Source organism: Caloramator sp. CAR-1 (assembly GCF_030546345.1).
Lineage (GTDB): Bacteria > Bacillota > Clostridia > Clostridiales > Caloramatoraceae > Caloramator > Caloramator australicus.
This window is the reverse complement of the sequence record NZ_JAUONW010000011.1, coordinates 1-18679: the sequence shown is the minus strand read 5'-3', so window position 1 is coordinate 18679 and position 18679 is coordinate 1. Positions and strand designations below refer to the sequence as shown.

15 protein-coding genes and 1 pseudogene are annotated in these 18679 nt (G+C 32.7%); 1 reads left to right on the top strand and 15 read right to left on the bottom strand.

All coding sequences use genetic code 11. From position 1 onward, the window contains the following. Positions 1-26: 26 nt before the first annotated feature. From mfd to Q3V94_RS03575, 5 genes are all read right to left on the bottom strand, one after another. Complete coding sequence (gene mfd / locus Q3V94_RS03595; RefSeq protein ID WP_303525214.1) at positions 27-3524, bottom strand: transcription-repair coupling factor; 3498 nt, start codon at positions 3522-3524, stop codon at positions 27-29. 19 nt (positions 3525-3543) lie between these two features. After that, on the bottom strand, positions 3544-4116 hold the full coding sequence (pth, locus tag Q3V94_RS03590) for an aminoacyl-tRNA hydrolase (RefSeq protein ID WP_008907986.1): 573 nt from the start codon (positions 4114-4116) through the stop codon (positions 3544-3546). 81 nt (positions 4117-4197) lie between these two features. Continuing rightward, positions 4198-5322 carry a S1C family serine protease gene (locus tag Q3V94_RS03585; RefSeq protein ID WP_303525212.1) on the bottom strand — a complete coding sequence of 375 codons (1125 nt, stop codon included), beginning with the start codon at positions 5320-5322 and terminating at the stop codon, positions 4198-4200. Between the two features lie 75 nt (positions 5323-5397). Next, on the bottom strand, positions 5398-6798 hold the full coding sequence (locus tag Q3V94_RS03580; protein WP_303525210.1) for a HAMP domain-containing sensor histidine kinase: 1401 nt from the start codon (positions 6796-6798) through the stop codon (positions 5398-5400). Beyond that, positions 6798-7475, bottom strand: a complete 678-nt coding sequence (locus Q3V94_RS03575) for a response regulator transcription factor (protein ID WP_303525209.1) — start codon at positions 7473-7475, stop codon at positions 6798-6800. Before Q3V94_RS03575 ends, Q3V94_RS03580 begins: the two co-directional genes overlap by 1 nt. 157 nt (positions 7476-7632) lie before the next feature. On the opposite strand from Q3V94_RS03575, the gene gdhA reads away from it, so the two are divergent. After that, entirely contained in the window at positions 7633-8979 is a 1347-nt protein-coding gene (gene gdhA / locus Q3V94_RS03570) for an NADP-specific glutamate dehydrogenase (protein WP_303525208.1), read from the top strand. 28 nt (positions 8980-9007) lie between these two features. Here gdhA and Q3V94_RS03565 read toward each other — a convergent pair whose 3' ends face one another. From Q3V94_RS03565 to Q3V94_RS03520, 10 genes and pseudogenes are all read right to left on the bottom strand, one after another. Next, entirely contained in the window at positions 9008-9160 is a 153-nt protein-coding gene (locus tag Q3V94_RS03565; protein ID WP_274766960.1) for a hypothetical protein, read from the bottom strand. A gap of 4 nt (positions 9161-9164) precedes the next feature. Beyond that, positions 9165-10136, bottom strand: coding sequence for an ABC transporter ATP-binding protein (locus tag Q3V94_RS03560; protein WP_303525207.1), 972 nt, complete (start codon positions 10134-10136; stop codon positions 9165-9167). Continuing rightward, positions 10129-11109 carry an ABC transporter ATP-binding protein gene (locus Q3V94_RS03555; protein WP_303525206.1) on the bottom strand — a complete coding sequence of 327 codons (981 nt, stop codon included), beginning with the start codon at positions 11107-11109 and terminating at the stop codon, positions 10129-10131. Before Q3V94_RS03555 ends, Q3V94_RS03560 begins: the two co-directional genes overlap by 8 nt. A gap of 12 nt (positions 11110-11121) precedes the next feature. Continuing rightward, positions 11122-12036 (bottom strand): oligopeptide ABC transporter permease, encoded by a 915-nt coding sequence (opp4C, locus tag Q3V94_RS03550; protein WP_303525204.1) that lies wholly within the window; start codon positions 12034-12036, stop codon positions 11122-11124. An 11-nt stretch (positions 12037-12047) separates the two neighbouring features. Next, positions 12048-13010 (bottom strand): ABC transporter permease, encoded by a 963-nt coding sequence (locus tag Q3V94_RS03545; protein ID WP_008907995.1) that lies wholly within the window; start codon positions 13008-13010, stop codon positions 12048-12050. Between the two features lie 43 nt (positions 13011-13053). Then, entirely contained in the window at positions 13054-14775 is a 1722-nt protein-coding gene (locus tag Q3V94_RS03540) for a peptide-binding protein (protein ID WP_303525202.1), read from the bottom strand. 148 nt (positions 14776-14923) lie between these two features. Then, on the bottom strand, positions 14924-16315 hold the full coding sequence (locus Q3V94_RS03535) for a cell wall metabolism sensor histidine kinase WalK (protein WP_303525201.1): 1392 nt from the start codon (positions 16313-16315) through the stop codon (positions 14924-14926). 6 nt (positions 16316-16321) lie between these two features. Further along, positions 16322-17557, bottom strand: a complete 1236-nt coding sequence (locus Q3V94_RS03530; protein WP_303525200.1) for a hypothetical protein — start codon at positions 17555-17557, stop codon at positions 16322-16324. Between the two features lie 16 nt (positions 17558-17573). Beyond that, positions 17574-18260, bottom strand: a complete 687-nt coding sequence (locus Q3V94_RS03525; protein WP_008907999.1) for a response regulator transcription factor — start codon at positions 18258-18260, stop codon at positions 17574-17576. Between the two features lie 164 nt (positions 18261-18424). Then, positions 18425-18679 (bottom strand): annotated as a pseudogene (locus tag Q3V94_RS03520) (UPF0236 family protein); the annotation flags it as partial.

Genomic DNA, 18679 nt, shown 5'->3' with positions numbered 1-18679 from the left:
TCAAATATTATATACTATTTTGTAATTTATTGCAAACTGCAAAAATCTTCCATAATGTTGGTCAGAACCTGTAAAAGTTCACTATTTTTATTGATTTTTATTTTTAAAATTGGCTCTTTGACGCTTCCAAAACTAATGATATTATTATACTTCATATTTAATTCCTTTAGAAGTTCTAAACTTAAGACATCCGCATTTTTAAAGTGCAAAAATACATCTTTATCGATTTGCTTTACATTTGTTATCTTTAATTTCCTAGCCAAAGCCTTAATATAGGCAACTTGAATTAAGTTTTCTACGTTCTTTGGAACATCACCAAATCTATCTATAAGCTCATCAATTATATCCATCTTGCTTTCATAATCAAAAATGGAAGCTATCTTTTTATATACCTCGATTTTTAATTTTTCATCTTCTATATATTCCGAAGGAATAAAGGCATTTATCTGAAGTTCTATCTGCGTTTCTATCTCCTCTTCCTTTACCTCCCCTTTAAGTTCCCTTACAGCTTCATCAAGGAGTTTACAATACATGTCATACCCAACAGCTGCCAAATGGCCATGCTGTTTTGTGCCAAAAAGACTTCCGGCACCTCTAATTTCAAGGTCCCTCATGGCAATTTTAAATCCTGAACCAAACTCAGTAAATTCTTTGATAGCCTTAAGCCTTTTTTCTGCAGCCTCAGAAAGAACTTTATCCTTTTTATAGGTAAAGTATGCATATGCAATCCTATTAGATCTTCCAACTCGTCCTCTTAACTGATACAGCTGAGAAAGTCCCATTCGGTCTGCATCATAAACTATTAATGTATTAACATTACGCATATCAATTCCTGTTTCAATTATTGTTGTGCATAATAAAATCTCAGCATCACCATTAATAAAACTTATTATTGCATCTTCGAGTTCTTCTTCGTTCATTTGTCCATGGGCTATTATTATCCTTGCCTCAGGAACCAGCTTTGATATCTCCCTTTGCATATCAATAATAGTTTCCACTCTATTGTAAACAAAAAATACCTGACCACCTCTTGAAATTTCCCTTAAAATTGCCTCTCTAACTATCGCTTCATTATATTCTAGAACATAGGTCTGCACAGGATATCTATCCTCAGGAGGGGTTTCTATTATGCTCATATCTCTAACACCAATTAAGGACATATGCAAGGTCCTTGGAATCGGCGTTGCAGTTAATGTTAAAACATCTATATTCTTTTTTAAGGCTTTTATCTTTTCCTTATGGCTAACTCCAAATCTTTGTTCCTCATCAATAATTAATAGTCCTAAGTCTTTAAATTTTACTTCTTTGTTTAAAAGTTTATGTGTCCCAATAATAATATCTACGTTACCATTTGCAAGTTTCTTTAGGGTTCTTTTCTGTTCCTGCCGATTTCTAAATCTGCTAATCATATCTATGTTGATCGGATAACCTTTAAATCTTTGAAGAAAAGTGTTGTAATGCTGCTCTGCAAGTATAGTCGTAGGAACCAATACAGCAACCTGCTTGCCATCCATCACTGCTTTAAATGCTGCCCTCATAGCAACTTCGGTTTTACCATAGCCTACATCCCCACAGAGAAGCCTATCCATAGGCTTTGGACTTTCCATATCCCTTTTTATCTCTTCTATTGCCCTTAGTTGATCTTCTGTTTCCTGATATGGAAATTCGTCTTCAAACTGTCTTTGCCATGGAGTATCGGGTGAAAAAGCATGTCCTTGAATTTTGCTTCTTTCGGCATAAAGCTTTATAAGGTCCTCCGCCATCTCCTTTAGGGAAGCCTTCACTTTGTTTTTGGTTTTTATCCAATCTGAACTTCCAAGCTTATTAACTTTAGGAGGATTATCATCTGCACCTATATATTTTTGAATGATGTCCAATTGCTCTACAGGAACATACAATGTATCATTACCCTGATATTGAATTACTAAATAATCCCTTTTTATACCTTCAATAACAAGCTCATTTATTCCTTTGAATATTCCTATTCCATGTATTTCATGAACAACATAGTCTCCAACCTTAAGATCAGTAAATACATCAATCTTCTTTGATCTTGATTCCTTTGTTTTTTTCTTTACTTGTTTTTTGCTTGGATGTATTTCCGTATCAGAAACAACCAAAAATTTGATATCAGGAAAGTCCATCCCCTTTGATATGCTTCCTGTTGTTATTGTTATAACATTTTCAATAAGCTCATCTATATCTTCCTTATAAACAGAATTAAAACCTTCTTCCTTTAATGAATTTTTAAGCCTTAGTCCTTTAGCTTCTGTGGGAGTAAATATTAATATTTTGTATCCTCTATTTGATTTTAATCTTAGTTCTTCAATAAGATATTCTAAATTGCCGGCATAGGAATTTAGTCCAATGGCATTAAAGTTTGCTATAGCCTTAGGTTTAAAATCCTCTACAATCCTAGGAAGCATGTTAAAAGAAACCAATTGTTTTCCTTTTAAGTTGGCAAGTATGATTTCAGGATGAATAAAAAATTCTCCCTGTCTTGATAGAGCATTCCCATTTTCAAGCATAGTTTTATACATCTCTTGAAAATCTTCATAAGCAGAAAAAATTCTTTGTGAAATCCTTGAGGATTCATCTAATATGACTATAGGATCATCAAAATAATCTAGTAGGTTTGAATTATATGTGTAAAAATAAGGCAAAAAACTATCTATTCCTTCAAAATATTTTAAATTAGAAAGCTTTTCTAAAATTTCTTCGTATCTTTGTTTTAGTAAATTAGCTTCATCCTTTTTCTTTTTTGAAAAACTTTTAAGTTTTGCTTCTAAATCCTCTTTTATTAATTCATATCCTCTTTTCAAGGCAGCATCATCAAGTAGAATTTCCCTTGCCGGATTTATTATAATTTCACTTATCCTTTGAATACTCCTTTGGCTTAGGACATCAAAAGTCCTTATCGTATCGATTTCATCATCAAAAAATTCAATTCTTATCGGCTCCTCTTTATCAATTGGGAAAATATCAACTATTCCTCCCCTTTGGGCAAATTGTCCCTTCCCTTCAACTATATCAACTCTTTCATAACCCAATTCATATAATTTAGAAACCAAGTCTAAAACCTCAATATTCAAACCTTCATTTATCTTCAAAAAACTGTTTTTTAAAACATCCTTAGGTGGCATTAAAGACATAATAGAGTCAATAGTAGATACAACAATTGCTTTCTCCCCATTTAAAATCTTTTTTAAAATCTTTAATCTTTCTGATTTAATCTCAAAGGATGTAACGTCTATATTAAGGACGAGTTCTTTAGAAGGAAAATAATAGCATTGGTCTGTAAAATTTTTAATATCATCGTAGATTTTTTTAGCTTCTATATCATTGTAAGATAAAATAAGCATCTGCCTATTTAACTTCAAAAAAAGACAATAACAAACCAAGGCCTTTTGAGATTCCGAAAGGCCGTGTGCTTGACATGGGGTATTTTTATTTTCTATAGCCTTTAGGATTTCATTAAATTCTCTATTTTTTAATAATACCTCCAATAACCCCTTATATTTCAAAACTTCACCCCCTTAAGCTTTATTTTTTGCCTGCATCGAAGGAGTTATACTTATTCATGGCACTTTGAATACCATTTTTTATTATTTCCAAGACAGCATCAGAAGCAGCATCAATTACTTTTTCTATTAAAACTTCTTCCTCCTTTGAAAATTTTCCAAGAACGTGGGATATCATATCAAATTTGGGTTTACCTATTCCAATTCTTACCCTTGGGAACTTATTATCCTGCAGATGATATATGATGTTTTTCATTCCATTATGGCCACCGTCACTTCCGCTAGGCCTAATTCTTAACCTTCCAACATCTATATCAACATCGTCATAAACGACAATAATATTTTCAATATTAATTTTATAAAACTCAACAGCTTCTATTAAGCTCTCTCCACTTAAATTCATGAAGGTTGAGGGTTTTAACAGCAATACCTTTTTATTATCAAAAGTTCCTTCCCCGAATAAACCTTTGAACTTTATTTTGTTAACACTTGCTCCTAATTTTTCAGCCAATCTTTCAATAACCTCAAAGCCAACATTATGCCTTGTTTTTTCGTAATCCCTTCCTGGATTTCCTAGTCCAACTACAAGATACATCCTCTCACTCCCTCATCATTTATATTTCCATTAAAAATATTACCATAAATTATTCAAAAAAAACATGGCTGCATATGCAGCCTATCTAATTTGTTCTGTTAGTTTTATTCTAACATCAAAATATCTTCCATCCCTCCATACTTTAGCCTTTACTATGTCCCCAACCTTACGTTTTTCCTTTGCCTCCTGTAGATCTTCAAATTTAGTTAACTTTTTACCATCGAATTCTACGATTATATCTCCAGGTCTTATTCCAGCAAGGTCAGCACCGCTTCCCCTTACAACCTCCTGAACACCAACACCTACAGGAACTCCATATTCTTTTGCCTGTTCTTCGTCAATAAACGTACCTGCGACTCCTATATATGGCCTTGAAACATAGCCATGTTTCATCAATTCTTCGATTATTTTTTTAGCCTCATTTATAGGTATTGCAAAACCCATACCTTCAGCTGATGTTATTTTTAATGTATTAATACCTATAACTTCTCCATTTTCATTGCAAAGGGCACCGCCACTATTGCCTTGATTTATAGAAGCATCTGTCTGAATAACTTTATATTTTCTATCCTCAACTGTAATTTCCCTATTTATAGCACTTATAACTCCCATCGTAACACTTCCTGCAAATTCCTCTCCAAGTGGATTACCTATTGCAATGGCTATATCTCCAACCCTAACGCTTGATGAATCACCAAATTTAGCAACAGGAAGATTAGTGGCATTAACTTTTAATACTGCGATGTCTGTTTCATAATCTGATCCTATAATCCTTGCAGGAAGTTTTCTGCCTCCAGATAAAGTTACAGTAACATCGGTTGCCCCTTCAATTACGTGATAATTAGTAACGATATAACCGTTTTTGTCAAATATAATTCCAGAACCAGAGCCTTGCTTTTGCTTTCCCCAAAACAATGTATCTACATTATTATTAACTCCAACTATAGCAGGTCCAACTAATTCTGCAACTTTATTTATAGAATTTTTAGGTAGCGCGGATGTTGTTTGTTGAGTTAAATTAGGCAGTGTAATTCCTGAAGAATTCGATTCATAATTCTTTTTAACATAATATCCGCCTAGTATTCCTCCTAAAGAAGCAGAAAAAAATACTAAAAGTATAATGCCAACAGCCCTTAAAAACCTTTTAGGTCTTCTTTCTTCCACGAATTTTACTCCACTCCCCCAGTTATTTTCATTAAACTCCATAATTACACCTCCTCACTTTATATTCTATCTTCCAATTTTTAAGAAAGTATGAATAAGATTTGAAATAAATAAAAATTATGAAATTTCTAATGTAAATGTAAATTTTGTTCCCTTTTCACCTGACTCAACCCAAATTGTTTGGTTATGTTTATTTATAATCTGCCTTGCTATAGAAAGTCCAAGCCCTGTTCCTCCGCCCTTTGTCCTTGACTTATCGCCCTTGTGGAATCTATCCCAAATATACTTTATATCTTCTTTAGGAATTGGGGGGCCATCATTAAAGATACTCACTAAAAGTCTATCCTCCTTTATTTCTGTTCGGATTTCAATATTGCCACCCTCATGGACAAACTTAATGGCGTTATCTATTATATTTGTCAACACCTGGTCGATCCTATCCCTATCCCCTTTAACCATCATTCTTTTTTCAATTAAATAAACATTTACATTTATTTTCTTTTTGTTTATTTTATCTTCGAATTTAATAATTCTTTGCCTTATAAGCTCATTTATATCAAATATCCCTATTTTTAATGAAAATTCACCCGATTCTAAGCTTGCAAGATCTAAAAGATCATTAATAAGTCTAATTAATCTTTTTATCTCGTCATGGACTATCTCCAGATATTTTGTCCATTTTTCCATTGGGATAGTTCCATCAAGCATACCAGAGATAAATCCGTTAATGGATGTCATCGGTGATCTTAGTTCATGTGATACATCTGCAATAAAATTTCTTCTCATGTTTTCTAAATTCTTCAATGTATCAGCCATATAGTTAAAAGAATTTGCAAGTTTTCCTATCTCGTCTTCTGAGTCTATGTCAACTCTTTTGTCGAATTCTCCCTTTGATATAGCCTTTGCAGTATCATTTATCTTGCTTAGAGGCCTTATCAATATTTTTTCGGAAATATAGAAAATAATGAAAAGAGAGATGACAGTTGCAAAAAAAGCCGACATCCATATAACAATATATACCTTTTTAAGGGCAAATCTTATTTCATCAAGTGAGGTATGCAAAAAAATTGCACTCAAAACATTATCATCTACATAAACTGGAATGCCCACGGTTAGCATTGGCTTTTTAAATATACCTTTAAAGCTATCCTTTTTTATTACAATTTTCCCAGAAATAACATCTTGGAATTCTGTAAAGGTTAGCTGTTTTTCATAGTCTATCGTTGGTTCAGTATAAGCATAGATATACCCATATTTATCAACCACCCATATTCTTGCATTTACAAGTCTGTCTATTAATAAAAGCTCATCCTTTAGCTTTTTCTTGCTGATTTTTCTATCAAAATAGTCTGAAACAATATCCTTTAATACGGTTCCTTGTTTTAGTAATGTTGCAGCTTTTTGATTAACTGAATAATTATAAAACCATTGCGAAAGAAAAATAGCAACCAAACTAAAGGATATAGCTAAAATTACAAAATAAGTGATTATTAGCTTTGCAAATAAACTTTTTTTCATTATGACTTCACCTCAAATTTATATCCAACGCCCCAAACAGTTTTAATCTGCCATTCATCATGCTCTGGAAGCTTTTCTCTTATTCTCTTTATATGGACATCAACTGTTCTTGAATCTCCCGGATAATCATACCCCCAAACTTCATATAGAAGCTGGTCCCTTGTAAAAACTTTGTTGGGGTTTGACGCAAGGAAATATAAAAGTTCAAACTCTTTTGGAGGAAACTCCATCTCCTGACCCTTATATATAACAATAAATGAATCTGCATCAATTATTAAATCCTTATATTCAAGGGATTTTTTCTGAACTTGAGGTTTATATCTTCTTAATACCGCTCTAATTCTTGCAACAAGTTCCTTAGGTTCAAATGGCTTTACAATATAATCATCTGCACCAAGCTCTAACCCTAAAACTCTGTCAAAGGTTTCTCCTTTTGCTGTAAGCATAACAACAGGAATAGCAGGAGTTTTTCTAATTTCCTTTAATGTTTCATAACCATCAAGACCTGGCATCATAACGTCTAAAACTATTAAATCAAGTTGCCTTTCCCTAAAAATCTTAAGAGCATCAACTCCTGAGTTAGCTTTATAAACTTTATACCCTTCCTTTTCAAGATATATCTCCAAAAGATCGCAAATATTGACATCATCATCAACAATTAGAATTCTATTTTCCATTATATCAACCTCCTTAATTTATTTTCTCATTATTTTAATTTTAATACAATATGCCATTTTTGAACAAAATTTTAATTGATTATTTAAAAAATATTTATAATTTTTTTAACATGTGCTATTATATTTATAGATAATTTTTACATAGGAGGCGCATTTTATGAACGCAAGAGAACATGTTAATCAAGTATTTGAACAAGTGGTAAAGAGAAATCCAAATGAACCTGAATTCCATCAGGCAGTTAAGGAAGTTCTTGACTCCCTTGTTCCAGTTCTCGAAAGAAGACCTGAATATATCGAAGCTGGAATAGTAGAAAGAATTGTCGAACCAGAAAGACAAATTATGTTTAGAGTTCCATGGGTTGATGATAATGGCAAGATTCACGTAAACAGAGGATTTAGAATTCAATTCAACAGCGCAATTGGACCATATAAGGGAGGACTTAGATTCCATCCATCAGTTAACGCAAGCATAATCAAATTCCTTGGTTTCGAACAAATATTTAAAAACTCATTAACTGGCCTTCCAATTGGTGGTGGAAAGGGCGGTTCAGACTTCGATCCTAAGGGAAAATCAGATGCAGAAATAATGAGATTCTGCCAAAGCTTTATGGCTGAATTATATAGACACGTAGGTCCAGACATCGACGTTCCGGCAGGTGATATAGGAGTTGGTGCAAGAGAAATAGGTTACCTCTATGGAATGTATAAAAAAATCACAGGCGCTTATGAAGCTGGTGTTTTAACTGGAAAAGGATTAACATATGGTGGAAGTTTAGTAAGAAAAGAAGCTACAGGTTATGGTCTTGTTTACTTCGTTGAAGAAATGTTAAATGCTAAAGGAAATTCCTTCAAAGGTAAAGTTGTTGTAATTTCAGGTTCAGGAAATGTTGCTATCTATGCTGCTGAAAAGGCTATGCAACTTGGTGCTAAGGTAGTTGCAATGAGCGACTCAAACGGATATGTATATGACAAAGATGGAATTAAGCTTGATACAATAAAGCAAATAAAAGAAGTTGAAAGAAAGAGAATTTCAGAATACATAAAATTCCATCCAAGTGCTGAATATCATGAAGGTCATAAGAATATTTGGAATGTAAAATGCGATATAGCACTTCCATGTGCAACTCAAAACGAAATAGATGCAGAAGCAGCAAAGACATTAGTAAGCAATGGAGTTATTGCTGTTGGTGAAGGTGCAAACATGCCATCAACTCTTGAAGCTACCGAAATATTCTTAAATAATGGCATATTATTTGCACCAGCAAAGGCTGCAAATGCAGGTGGAGTTGCAACTTCCGCCCTTGAAATGTCACAAAACAGCTTAAGATTATCATGGACATTTGAAGAAGTAGATCAAAGACTCCATAACATAATGGTAAATATCTACAAGAATGCTAGCCAAAAGGCTGAAGAATATGGATATAAGGATAACCTTGTTGTTGGAGCAAATATCGCTGGTTTCGTAAAGGTTGCAGATGCAATGCTTGCTCAAGGAATAGTATAATAAAAAGGCTGCCATTAGGCAGCCTTAGTTATTTCACCCAAGTTATAGTAATTATTTTTAAAACTACCCAAAGTATAAACCAAAAGATAAGAACAAGTGGCATTAATATTTCAAACTGAGCAATCATTATGGCCAAAATATCCTTCCATTCAAGCTTTAAATCTTCCTTATCCTTTTCCATATAATCACCTTCCAACTAAATGACATGCAACAAAATGGTTATTACCTATATCCTTATATTCTGGTGCTACCTCTTTACAAATGTCCATCTTATATGGACACCTTGTGTGAAATTTACATCCCTTTGGCGGATTTGCAGGGCTTGGTATATCTCCTTCAAGTATTATCCTTTCCCTTTTCAATGTAGGATCAGGAACTGGAACTGCTGATAAAAGGGCCTTTGTGTAAGGATGAATTGGATTTTTAAAAATTTCTTTTTTATCAGCAAGCTCTACTAATGAACCAAGATACATAACCCCAACCCTATGACTTATATGCTTTACTACACTTAAATCATGAGAAATGAAAAGGTAAGAAAAATTAAACTTTTGTTGAAGCTCACATAGCAAATTAACTATTTGAGACTGTATTGAAACATCCAATGCCGAAACCGGCTCGTCACACACTATAAATTTAGGATTTAGTGCAAGTGCCCTTGCAATTCCAATCCTTTGTCTTTGCCCACCTGAAAATTCATGGGGATATCTTTTTATATAATATGAGCTTAATCCGCACATCTCTAAAACCTCTTCAACCTTTGACTTTACTGTATTTTTATCTGCCATACCATGTTCAATTAAGGCTTCTCCTACTATTTCTCCTACTGTCATCCTTGGATTTAAGGATGAATATGGATCTTGAAATATAATTTGCATATTTGGTCTTAATTTTCTTAATTCTTCTCTACTTAACTTATAAATATCCTTGCCTTCAAACATTACTTCTCCTTCAGTTTTTTCTATAAGCCTTAATATAGTTCTTCCTGTTGTTGATTTTCCGCATCCCGATTCGCCAACAAGACCTAATGTTTCACCTTTTCTTAGCTCAAAAGAAACGTCATCAACAGCCTTTACATGCCCAACAACTTTTTGAAAAACACCGGACCTTATTGGAAAATACTTTTTTAAATTTTTAACACTTAGTATAACTTCATTCATTACTATCACCCCCATAAAGGTGGCAGGCAACCTTATGTCCATTTCCAACTTCCTTTAACGTTGGCATAACTTCCTTACAAATTTCCATCGCTTTTTCACACCTTGGGAAGAAATAACATCCTTTAGGTAAATTAAAGGGATTAGGAACCTGCCCAGGAATAGAATATAGCTTCTCTTTATCAATGTGTATTTGTGGCTTTGATTCTAATAAGCCCAATGTATAAGGATGTTTAGGGTTTTTAAATAGTTCAATAACATCAGCCTCCTCAACAACTTTACCTGCATACATCACTGTTACATATTCTGCCATTTCTGCCACAACACCCAAGTCATGGGTTATAAGCATAATGCTTGTTTTTGTTTCATCCTTTAATTTTCTCATCAAGTCAAGTATTTGGGCCTGAATCGTTACATCAAGGGCTGTTGTTGGTTCATCTGCTATTAAAAGAGTAGGATTACAAACCATAGCCATTGCAATCATAGCCCTTTGTCTCATGCCACCACTAAGTTCATGGGGATATGCATTTATTATTTCTTCTGCTCGTGGTATACCTACAAGTTTTAGAGCCTCAACCGCTTTTTTAGTTGCTTCTTTTTTATCTAGTTTTTGATGAAGCATTATGGCTTCTATTATTTGATTACCTATTGTAAAAACAGGATTTAAAGATGTCATAGGCTCCTGAAATATCATAGAAATTTTATTTCCCCTAATTTCTCTTACTTCATCATCTGAAAGCTTTAAGAGATCTTTACCTTCAAATATTATCTCCCCGCCTTCTATTTTACCAGGTGGATCGGGTATTAATCTTAATATTGACATTGCAGTTATACTTTTCCCACAGCCTGATTCGCCAACTATGCAAAGAGTCTGTCCTCTATTTATCCTTAAACTGACATCGTCAACTGCCTTTACAACCCCCTCATCGGTATAAAAGTATGTTTTCAAATTTTTTATTATTAATAATTCGTCCATTTTGTCCCCCTCCTAGCGTTTTAATTTGGGATCCAATGCATCCCTTAAACCATCACCTAATAAATTTATTGCCATAACTGTTATAAAAATACATATTCCTGGGGGAACCCATCGCCAAGGATAAAACTGAAAAACATAAGCATCTGTGACTGCATTTACCATATTGCCCCATGATGGAGTTGGAGGTGTAACTCCAAGTCCAAGATAGCTCAAAGCCGATTCAGTTAAAATGGCTCCGGCAACCTCCAATGTTGCTGAAACGATAATCGAACTAAAGGTGTTTGGTAAAAGATGCCTAAATATTTTTCTTCTATCCCTTAACCCCAACGCTTCCGCAGCTTGGATAAATTCCTGCTCTCTAAGGGAAAGTATCTGACCTCTTATTATTCTACTAAGTCCAGGCCAACTTAGTATTCCTATAATAAACATAACGACATAAATTCTATAATTAGGATGAATTTTATAATCCGACATAACAGCAGCCACCATCAAAAGAAGTGGCAAAAACGGGAAACACATAAATATATCTACTATTCTCATCAAAACAGCATCAATAATTCCACCATAATAACCAGATATTGCACCTACTATACTCCCTATTAAAACACTTATCAAAACTGCTACTATTCCTACTGATAGAGATATTCTCCCGGCATACATAACTCTTGTTAAAACATCCCTTCCTACCTCATCTGTTCCTAAGGGATGGGACAGAGAAGGAGGTGCAGAAATATTGCTAAGATCTAATGTTTCCATATTATATGGTGATATCATTGGTCCAAAAACTGAAAGAAGCACCATAAATATCAAAATATAAAGTCCAAGCATTGCAAGCTTATTCCTTTTTAATCTAATCCAAGCAAGCTGCCAAGGTCCTAATATTTTCTCTTCTCTTATTTTTGCTTCTACACTTCGAACAGTCTGCATATAAATCCCCCCTATTTTAGCCTTATCCTTGGGTCAACTAAAGCATAAGTAACATCCGCAATTAGATTACCAAGTAAAGTTAACAGAGCAAGAAGCATATTTATACCCATCAAAAGGGGATAATCCCTTGTATTTACTGCCTGAAGTTCAATAGGCCCAATACCAGGCCAATTAAATATTTGCTCCGTAATAATAGCCCCTGAAAAAAGTCCTGGCAAACTCATTCCGAAAATCGTTACAACAGGAATAAGGGCATTCCTTAAGGCATGTTTATATATGACAACCTTTTCCCTTAATCCCTTTGCCCTTGCTGTTCTAATATAATCCTGCCTTATAACCTCCAGCATGCTTGATCTTGTATATCTCATAAGTCCCGCGAGGCTTCCAAGGGTTAAAACTATTAGTGGTAGTGCCATATGATGCATAACTTCTTTAAATAAAGCAAAGCCCGTTGCTGTGCTTCCTGGATTAGTCATTCCTGAAACTGGAAATAACTTTAGGTCGACTGCAAACCACTTTATAAGTAAAAGCCCGAAGAAAAATGAGGGCATCGAAATACCTATCAAGGCAAATATTGTAAATATGTAATCAAATTTTGAATATTGTTTTGTTGCTGATAAAACACCGATTGGAATAGAAAGAATTGCACTTAGCAAAAAAGATGCTAAAGAAAGATAAAAAGAATTCCATATAAAGGAATTTATAACCCTTGAAACAGGTTGCTTATAATAAAAGGATTCTCCCCATTGACCCTTTAAGATATCCATTACCCAATATTTATACTGAACAAGAATCGGTTCATTTAAGTGAAGCTGTTCTCTTAGCTTTGCTTTAGTTTCAGCTGATGTCTTTGGATCAACTATTGCTGACACCGCGTCTCCAGGTGCCAATTGAAAAATAACAAAAATTAGTATAGATATACCTATAAGAACAGGAATCATTTCAAGTAATCTTCGGGTAATATACTGCCTCATCGTCCTACCTCCTAAATATTGCCCGGCGATTGCCGGGCAATTTTTATTTAACATCAACTATTTCAACATTTTGAATATCATATGTCCAATCTATATATGGTGATGGATTTACTCCCTTAACCCTGCAACTTACAGCAACATTATCCTTGTTATAGCTCAAGAAAAGATATGGCAATTCTTCATTTGCAAGCTTATTCCACTGTTTATAAATTTCCTTTCTCTTTTCCTGATTAAATTCAGTAAGACCCTGTTTCATAAGTTTTTCAGATTCTTCGTTTACCCAGCCAACAGAATTGTTTCCTCCAGGAACATCCTGTGCCTTTGAGAATATTCCTGATGGATCTGGGTCAATCGATAGGGACCAAGCCATGTTATACATTTCAAATTCCCTTTTGTCATAAACCTTTTCAACCAATGTTCCAAATTCCATAAGTTCTGGAACAACTTCTATTCCTAGTTTTCCCCAATTATCTTTAACAATAGGTATTAAAGATTCTACATATTTGCTTCCTGTATAGGTCATCCAATGAATTATAAATTTTTTGCCATCTTTATATCTAAACCCATCTTCCTTCTTTACCCAGCCAGCCTCATCTAAGAGTTTATTCGCAAGATCAGGATTATATTCGTATTGGTTTATTTCATCCGTATATGCCCAAGAAACTGGTGAAACCGGTGCATTACATACCTGACCGTTTCCTTTGTAATAAGCGTTTATAAACCCTTTTCTATCAAGTCCATACATTAGTGCTTGTCTTACTCTCTTATCCTTAAATCTTTCATCCCTGAGATTTAATCCTATATACCCATAGGAATTGGAAGGATAGCTATATATGTTGAAAAATCCCGCCTGCTTTATAAGTTCAACCATTTCTGGCTTACCTACAGCATCTATATCTACATTACCAGAGGTTAATTCTTGAACTACTGTATTTGCGTTTGTAACCTTCATAACTATAGTTTTAATCTTTGGCTCGCCCTTCCAATAGTTTGGATTCTTTTCAAATACTACTTCTGCACCTGGTTTGTAATTCTTAAGTGTATATGCTCCCGATCCCATTGGTTTTAAGAAAAGGTCTTTAAGCTTTTTAATATTTCCCTTTTCAAAACCATAATAATGCTTTGGAAGTATTCCATATCCAAAGTTCCAAATAGCAGGTGCTTGAGCCTCTGTTAAAGTAAATTGTATTGTATATGGATCGATAACCTTTATTCCTTTAACTTCCTTTACTTTATTTTCTTTATCCTTATTGTATTCCTCGTATCCCTCTAAATACATAACAGCATCTGTTCTTGGACCATCATAATTAGGATCGCAGATAGCTGTGAAGGTGAAGGCAACGTCTTCAGCTGTAAGTTCCTTTCCATCATGGAATTTAATTCCTTTTTTTATATAGAAGGTATATGTTTTACCATCTTCAGATATATCCCATTTTTCCGCAACATTTGGAATTGGATTACCCTCAGCGTCATTGCTAATAAGTCCATCGAAAATCAAAGAACATACCCATGAATCATATAAACTACCTGAATAAATTGGATTAAAGGTTCCATTTGGTGCAGTAGTTCCAACTATTAAAGTATCCTTTCTATCCCTTGCAACCTGTGGAAGTTTTTCTGGGTTGGTAGCTTGAATTATCTCAATTTGACTCTTGTTTAAAGACTTGTTGTCAGAACTTCCTTGATTTGAAGAAGGCTTTGAACATGCTGAAAATGTCCCCACCATAATCAAAATCCCTAAAAAAACACTTAAGAATTTTTTCATCTTATCCCCCCTAAAATTTAAATTGTTCTTCTTAATATAAATTTTATTAAAAATACATATTTTTTTGGTAACAATATGGTAACAATTTAGAATTTTACAAAAAAGGAAATAAGTAATTTGTTATATTGCAAAAATGAGGTAAGTTTTATTAACTTACCTCATTTTGTGGTAAATATATTGTTACTTTGGTTCCTAATCCTTCATTGCTTTCTATAACAATATCACCTTTATGGAGTCTGATTATCTCGTCGCATATTGCAAGCCCAAGTCCGCTTCCTTCCTTTTTTATATCAATTTTATAGAACTTTTCTTTTACTTTATCTATCTTTTCTATTGGTATACCTATGCCGTCATCTTCCACAATTATCTTTACTGCATGCTTTTCCCTTATAGTTCTTATTAAGATTGACCCGTCTTGCTTTGAAAATTTTACAGCATTATCTATAAGGTTTATTATTACTTGTCTTATTCTAAATTTATCAGCCAAAATAATATCATTTTCATCCAATTCTTCAGTTATTTTTAAACCTTTATTGTTAGCCTTCCCTTTATACAGATTACAAATATCATGAATTTCTTGATTTAAACGAAAGTTTTCAAGGCTTAATTTAATCTTTCCCCCTTCAAGTTTTGAAAAATCAAGAAGATCCTCAACCATGTCTGAAAGCCTATCTACTTCCTTTGTAATAATCTTTAACCCTTGTTTTACCTCTTCTAAGTCATCAAAATCACTTGTCAAAATAGTTTCACTCCATCCCTTAATAGAAGTTAAAGGCGTTCTTAGTTCATGAGATACCGATGATATAAATTCACTTTTTAAATTCTGCATCCTTTTAATCTCGTTTGCCATATAATTTAAAGTTTCTGCCAGCTCTCTAATCTCATCGTTGTATTTGGTGGTTATTTTTACATCGAAATTACCCCTTGCCATTTTTTTTGCAACTTCGTTGATATCCTTTATAGGTTCTATTATGCTTTTACTGAAGGTTAAGCTCAAAATAAATAGAAATATCACTAAAACAAAGCTAATAAAAATAGCAAAGGTTATATAATATTTTATTCTAGAATCCACTTCCCTTAAGGATGTTATTATTCTCAAAACTCCTACTATGGAACCATCCACCTTTATAGGAGCTGATGCTGCTATTAATTTTTCCATTGTTATATTGTTTATGTATATAGAAGAATGAACCTTATCTTGAAGAGCAAGAATATAATCTGATTGAAGATTTTCAGCGTAATTTAATCCGCTAGAACAAAATAGCACTTTCCCTTTAGTATCCCAAACTTGAATAATAAAATCCTCATCAAAGGAATAATCTTCAACATAATTTTTAAGAAGAAAAGTTATTTTTTCTTTATCTGTGAAATATCTATTGAAAAACTCCGTAGATGTATTAACTTTATTTATCAAAAGCTGTCGTAAGCTTGAATAATAATAGTTTCTTATGATAAGGGCAAAGGATAGATTGAAAACTATTAAAATAACTATAATCCCTATAATGTAATCCTTAACCCACCTTTTCTTAATCCCCGTCATGTTAAATCATTCCTTATTTATGAATATATTTTTTTCTATTTCATCCGGATTAAAAATCTTTTTATCATAATTTATGTATACTCTGTAATTCAGATAATCCAATATTTTAATTTTATCCGCCAAATCTATTGTATTTCCTTCCTTAATCCTATATAAAGAAAAAAGATATTTATTTGAATCCTTTAAATAAAAGGATACACTTTCATAGTCCTTCTGATTATATTTAATTATAAAGTTATTTTGTATTTTTTTAGGAATAAGAAAATAATAACTATCATCACCATAGGTAGAACAGGAGTAGATTAAATTTCCCTTTTCATCTATCTTATACCAGTTGTTAATCCAAATATTTTTATTCTGGAAACTGTTATTAATCTCTGGCATCGCAACTTCAATAAATCCATCTCCATCAATATCCTGTGATTTTATATAATAAGCCTTTATTCCATTTTCACATATATGATTTTGGGAGTTTAAAAACAAATTTTTTATCTTTTTTTTATCTAAAACTAATATTTGAGTTAGTGCTAATTCTTCTCCTATTAAACTATCTATAACTATTCCATTTTGGCTCTTATTTAATTTACAATAGGTTATGTTTTTATAGTGTTTTGTTCCTTTGTCTAAAGGAACTACATATAAAGAGTTAAATTTTTCACCCTCAGCCTTTAATATATTTAAAAAGGGAAATTCGTCTTTTCTTATTAGCAATATCTCATCTGTCCCATCCCCATCTATATCATTAATAGCAAAATCCTCATACTCCGACTTAAATACCACCCTTAATATTCCTTCTATTTCCTTTAATATAAAAACTTCCTTCGAATTATTTTTATAGTTCCCTATAATAAACTCCATCTTTTTATCTTGGTCTAAATCGGAATAATAAAATTTATGAATTTCGTCTCCAACAAATCCATAACTAACTGCATTAATAAAACTAGAACTTTTGATAAGCCCTATTTTTAAAGGTGAAAACAAATCCGAAGTTTTTATGAAATAAACTATATCACTATTTTTATCCCCATCAAAATCTAATAAATAAATGGAGTTTTTGTTCTCCCCATCTATTGGAGAAGTTAATTTCGAGTTAGGAGCAACAAAATATTTTATTTTACCGATTGCCATTTCGTATTCTTTAGGAATCATAGGCTTTACAATAATATTTTCTTCACGGAAATTGCAAGATTGAAAAATAAACACAAAAAATAATAAAACAATCCTTTTGATTAAAGATTTCACCTTCTTTAGCCCCCTATTACTTAATTTCCCACCTATATCCATATCCTCTTATAGACTTAATATATTTAGGGCATGTAGGGTCATCTTCTATCTTCTGCCTTAGCCTACTTATATTAACATCAACTATCTTATAACTTCCAATATAGTCTTCGCCCCATATTATGTTTAAAATTTCATCCCTTTTAAAAGCTTTATTAGGATTATTAATGAATAATTTTAAAAGTTCAAATTCAATATAGGTAAGTTCAATTTCTTTGTCTTCTTTAAAAAATTTTCTTGAGTTAAAATCAACTTTAAAAGGATACATAAAAATCTCATTGTTATTTCTTCTAATCATAGAAACCCTTCTAAAAAGCGAATCAACTCTTGCAACTAATTCTTTTGGACTAAAGGGCTTTACAACATAATCATCAGCTCCCTTTGAAAATCCAGCTATCTTATCAGCCTCTTGAGACCTTGCCGTAAGTATAATAATTCCTATAAAAGGATCCTTTTCTCTAATCTTATTGCATACATAAAATCCATCTATCTTAGGAAGCATTAAATCTACAATAGCTATATCAATACCATCATTCTTTTTTAATATATCCAGCGCCTTTTCCCCATCCTCAGCTTCAAGGACATCATACCCTTCTCTTTTTAAATTTATTTTTATAAATCCCCTGATTTCCTCGTGATCCTCAACAATCAAAACCCTCTTCATCAAATCCCCCCAATAAAACTAATATTTACTATAAATTATAATTCTTTACACTAAAATATTAAAGAAGTAACTAAAAAAAGATAGTGTCAAGATATTGTAGGTTAATTTTTATAGACAACCCCTTAAATTAGCTAGTTTCAAGGCGTTTGTTAAATTTAAAAAACTTAAATTATATTTTCATATTTTATTGATTTTAATATCCTGTAAATTGGCGTTACTTTCCCTATGTTCAATATCGTTATATTATTCATAACTTCACGTGAAGATTTATTTATCTTTCTTATCGCTTCTTTTATTTTCTTCTTACTTACCTTGAAGGCTTTTTCATCTTCCTTAAACACACTTATTTCACTTAAATTTCCTCCATTCTTGCTAAATACCCTTATCTTTGCCATTATCTTTAATCCWTACTTGCTCCA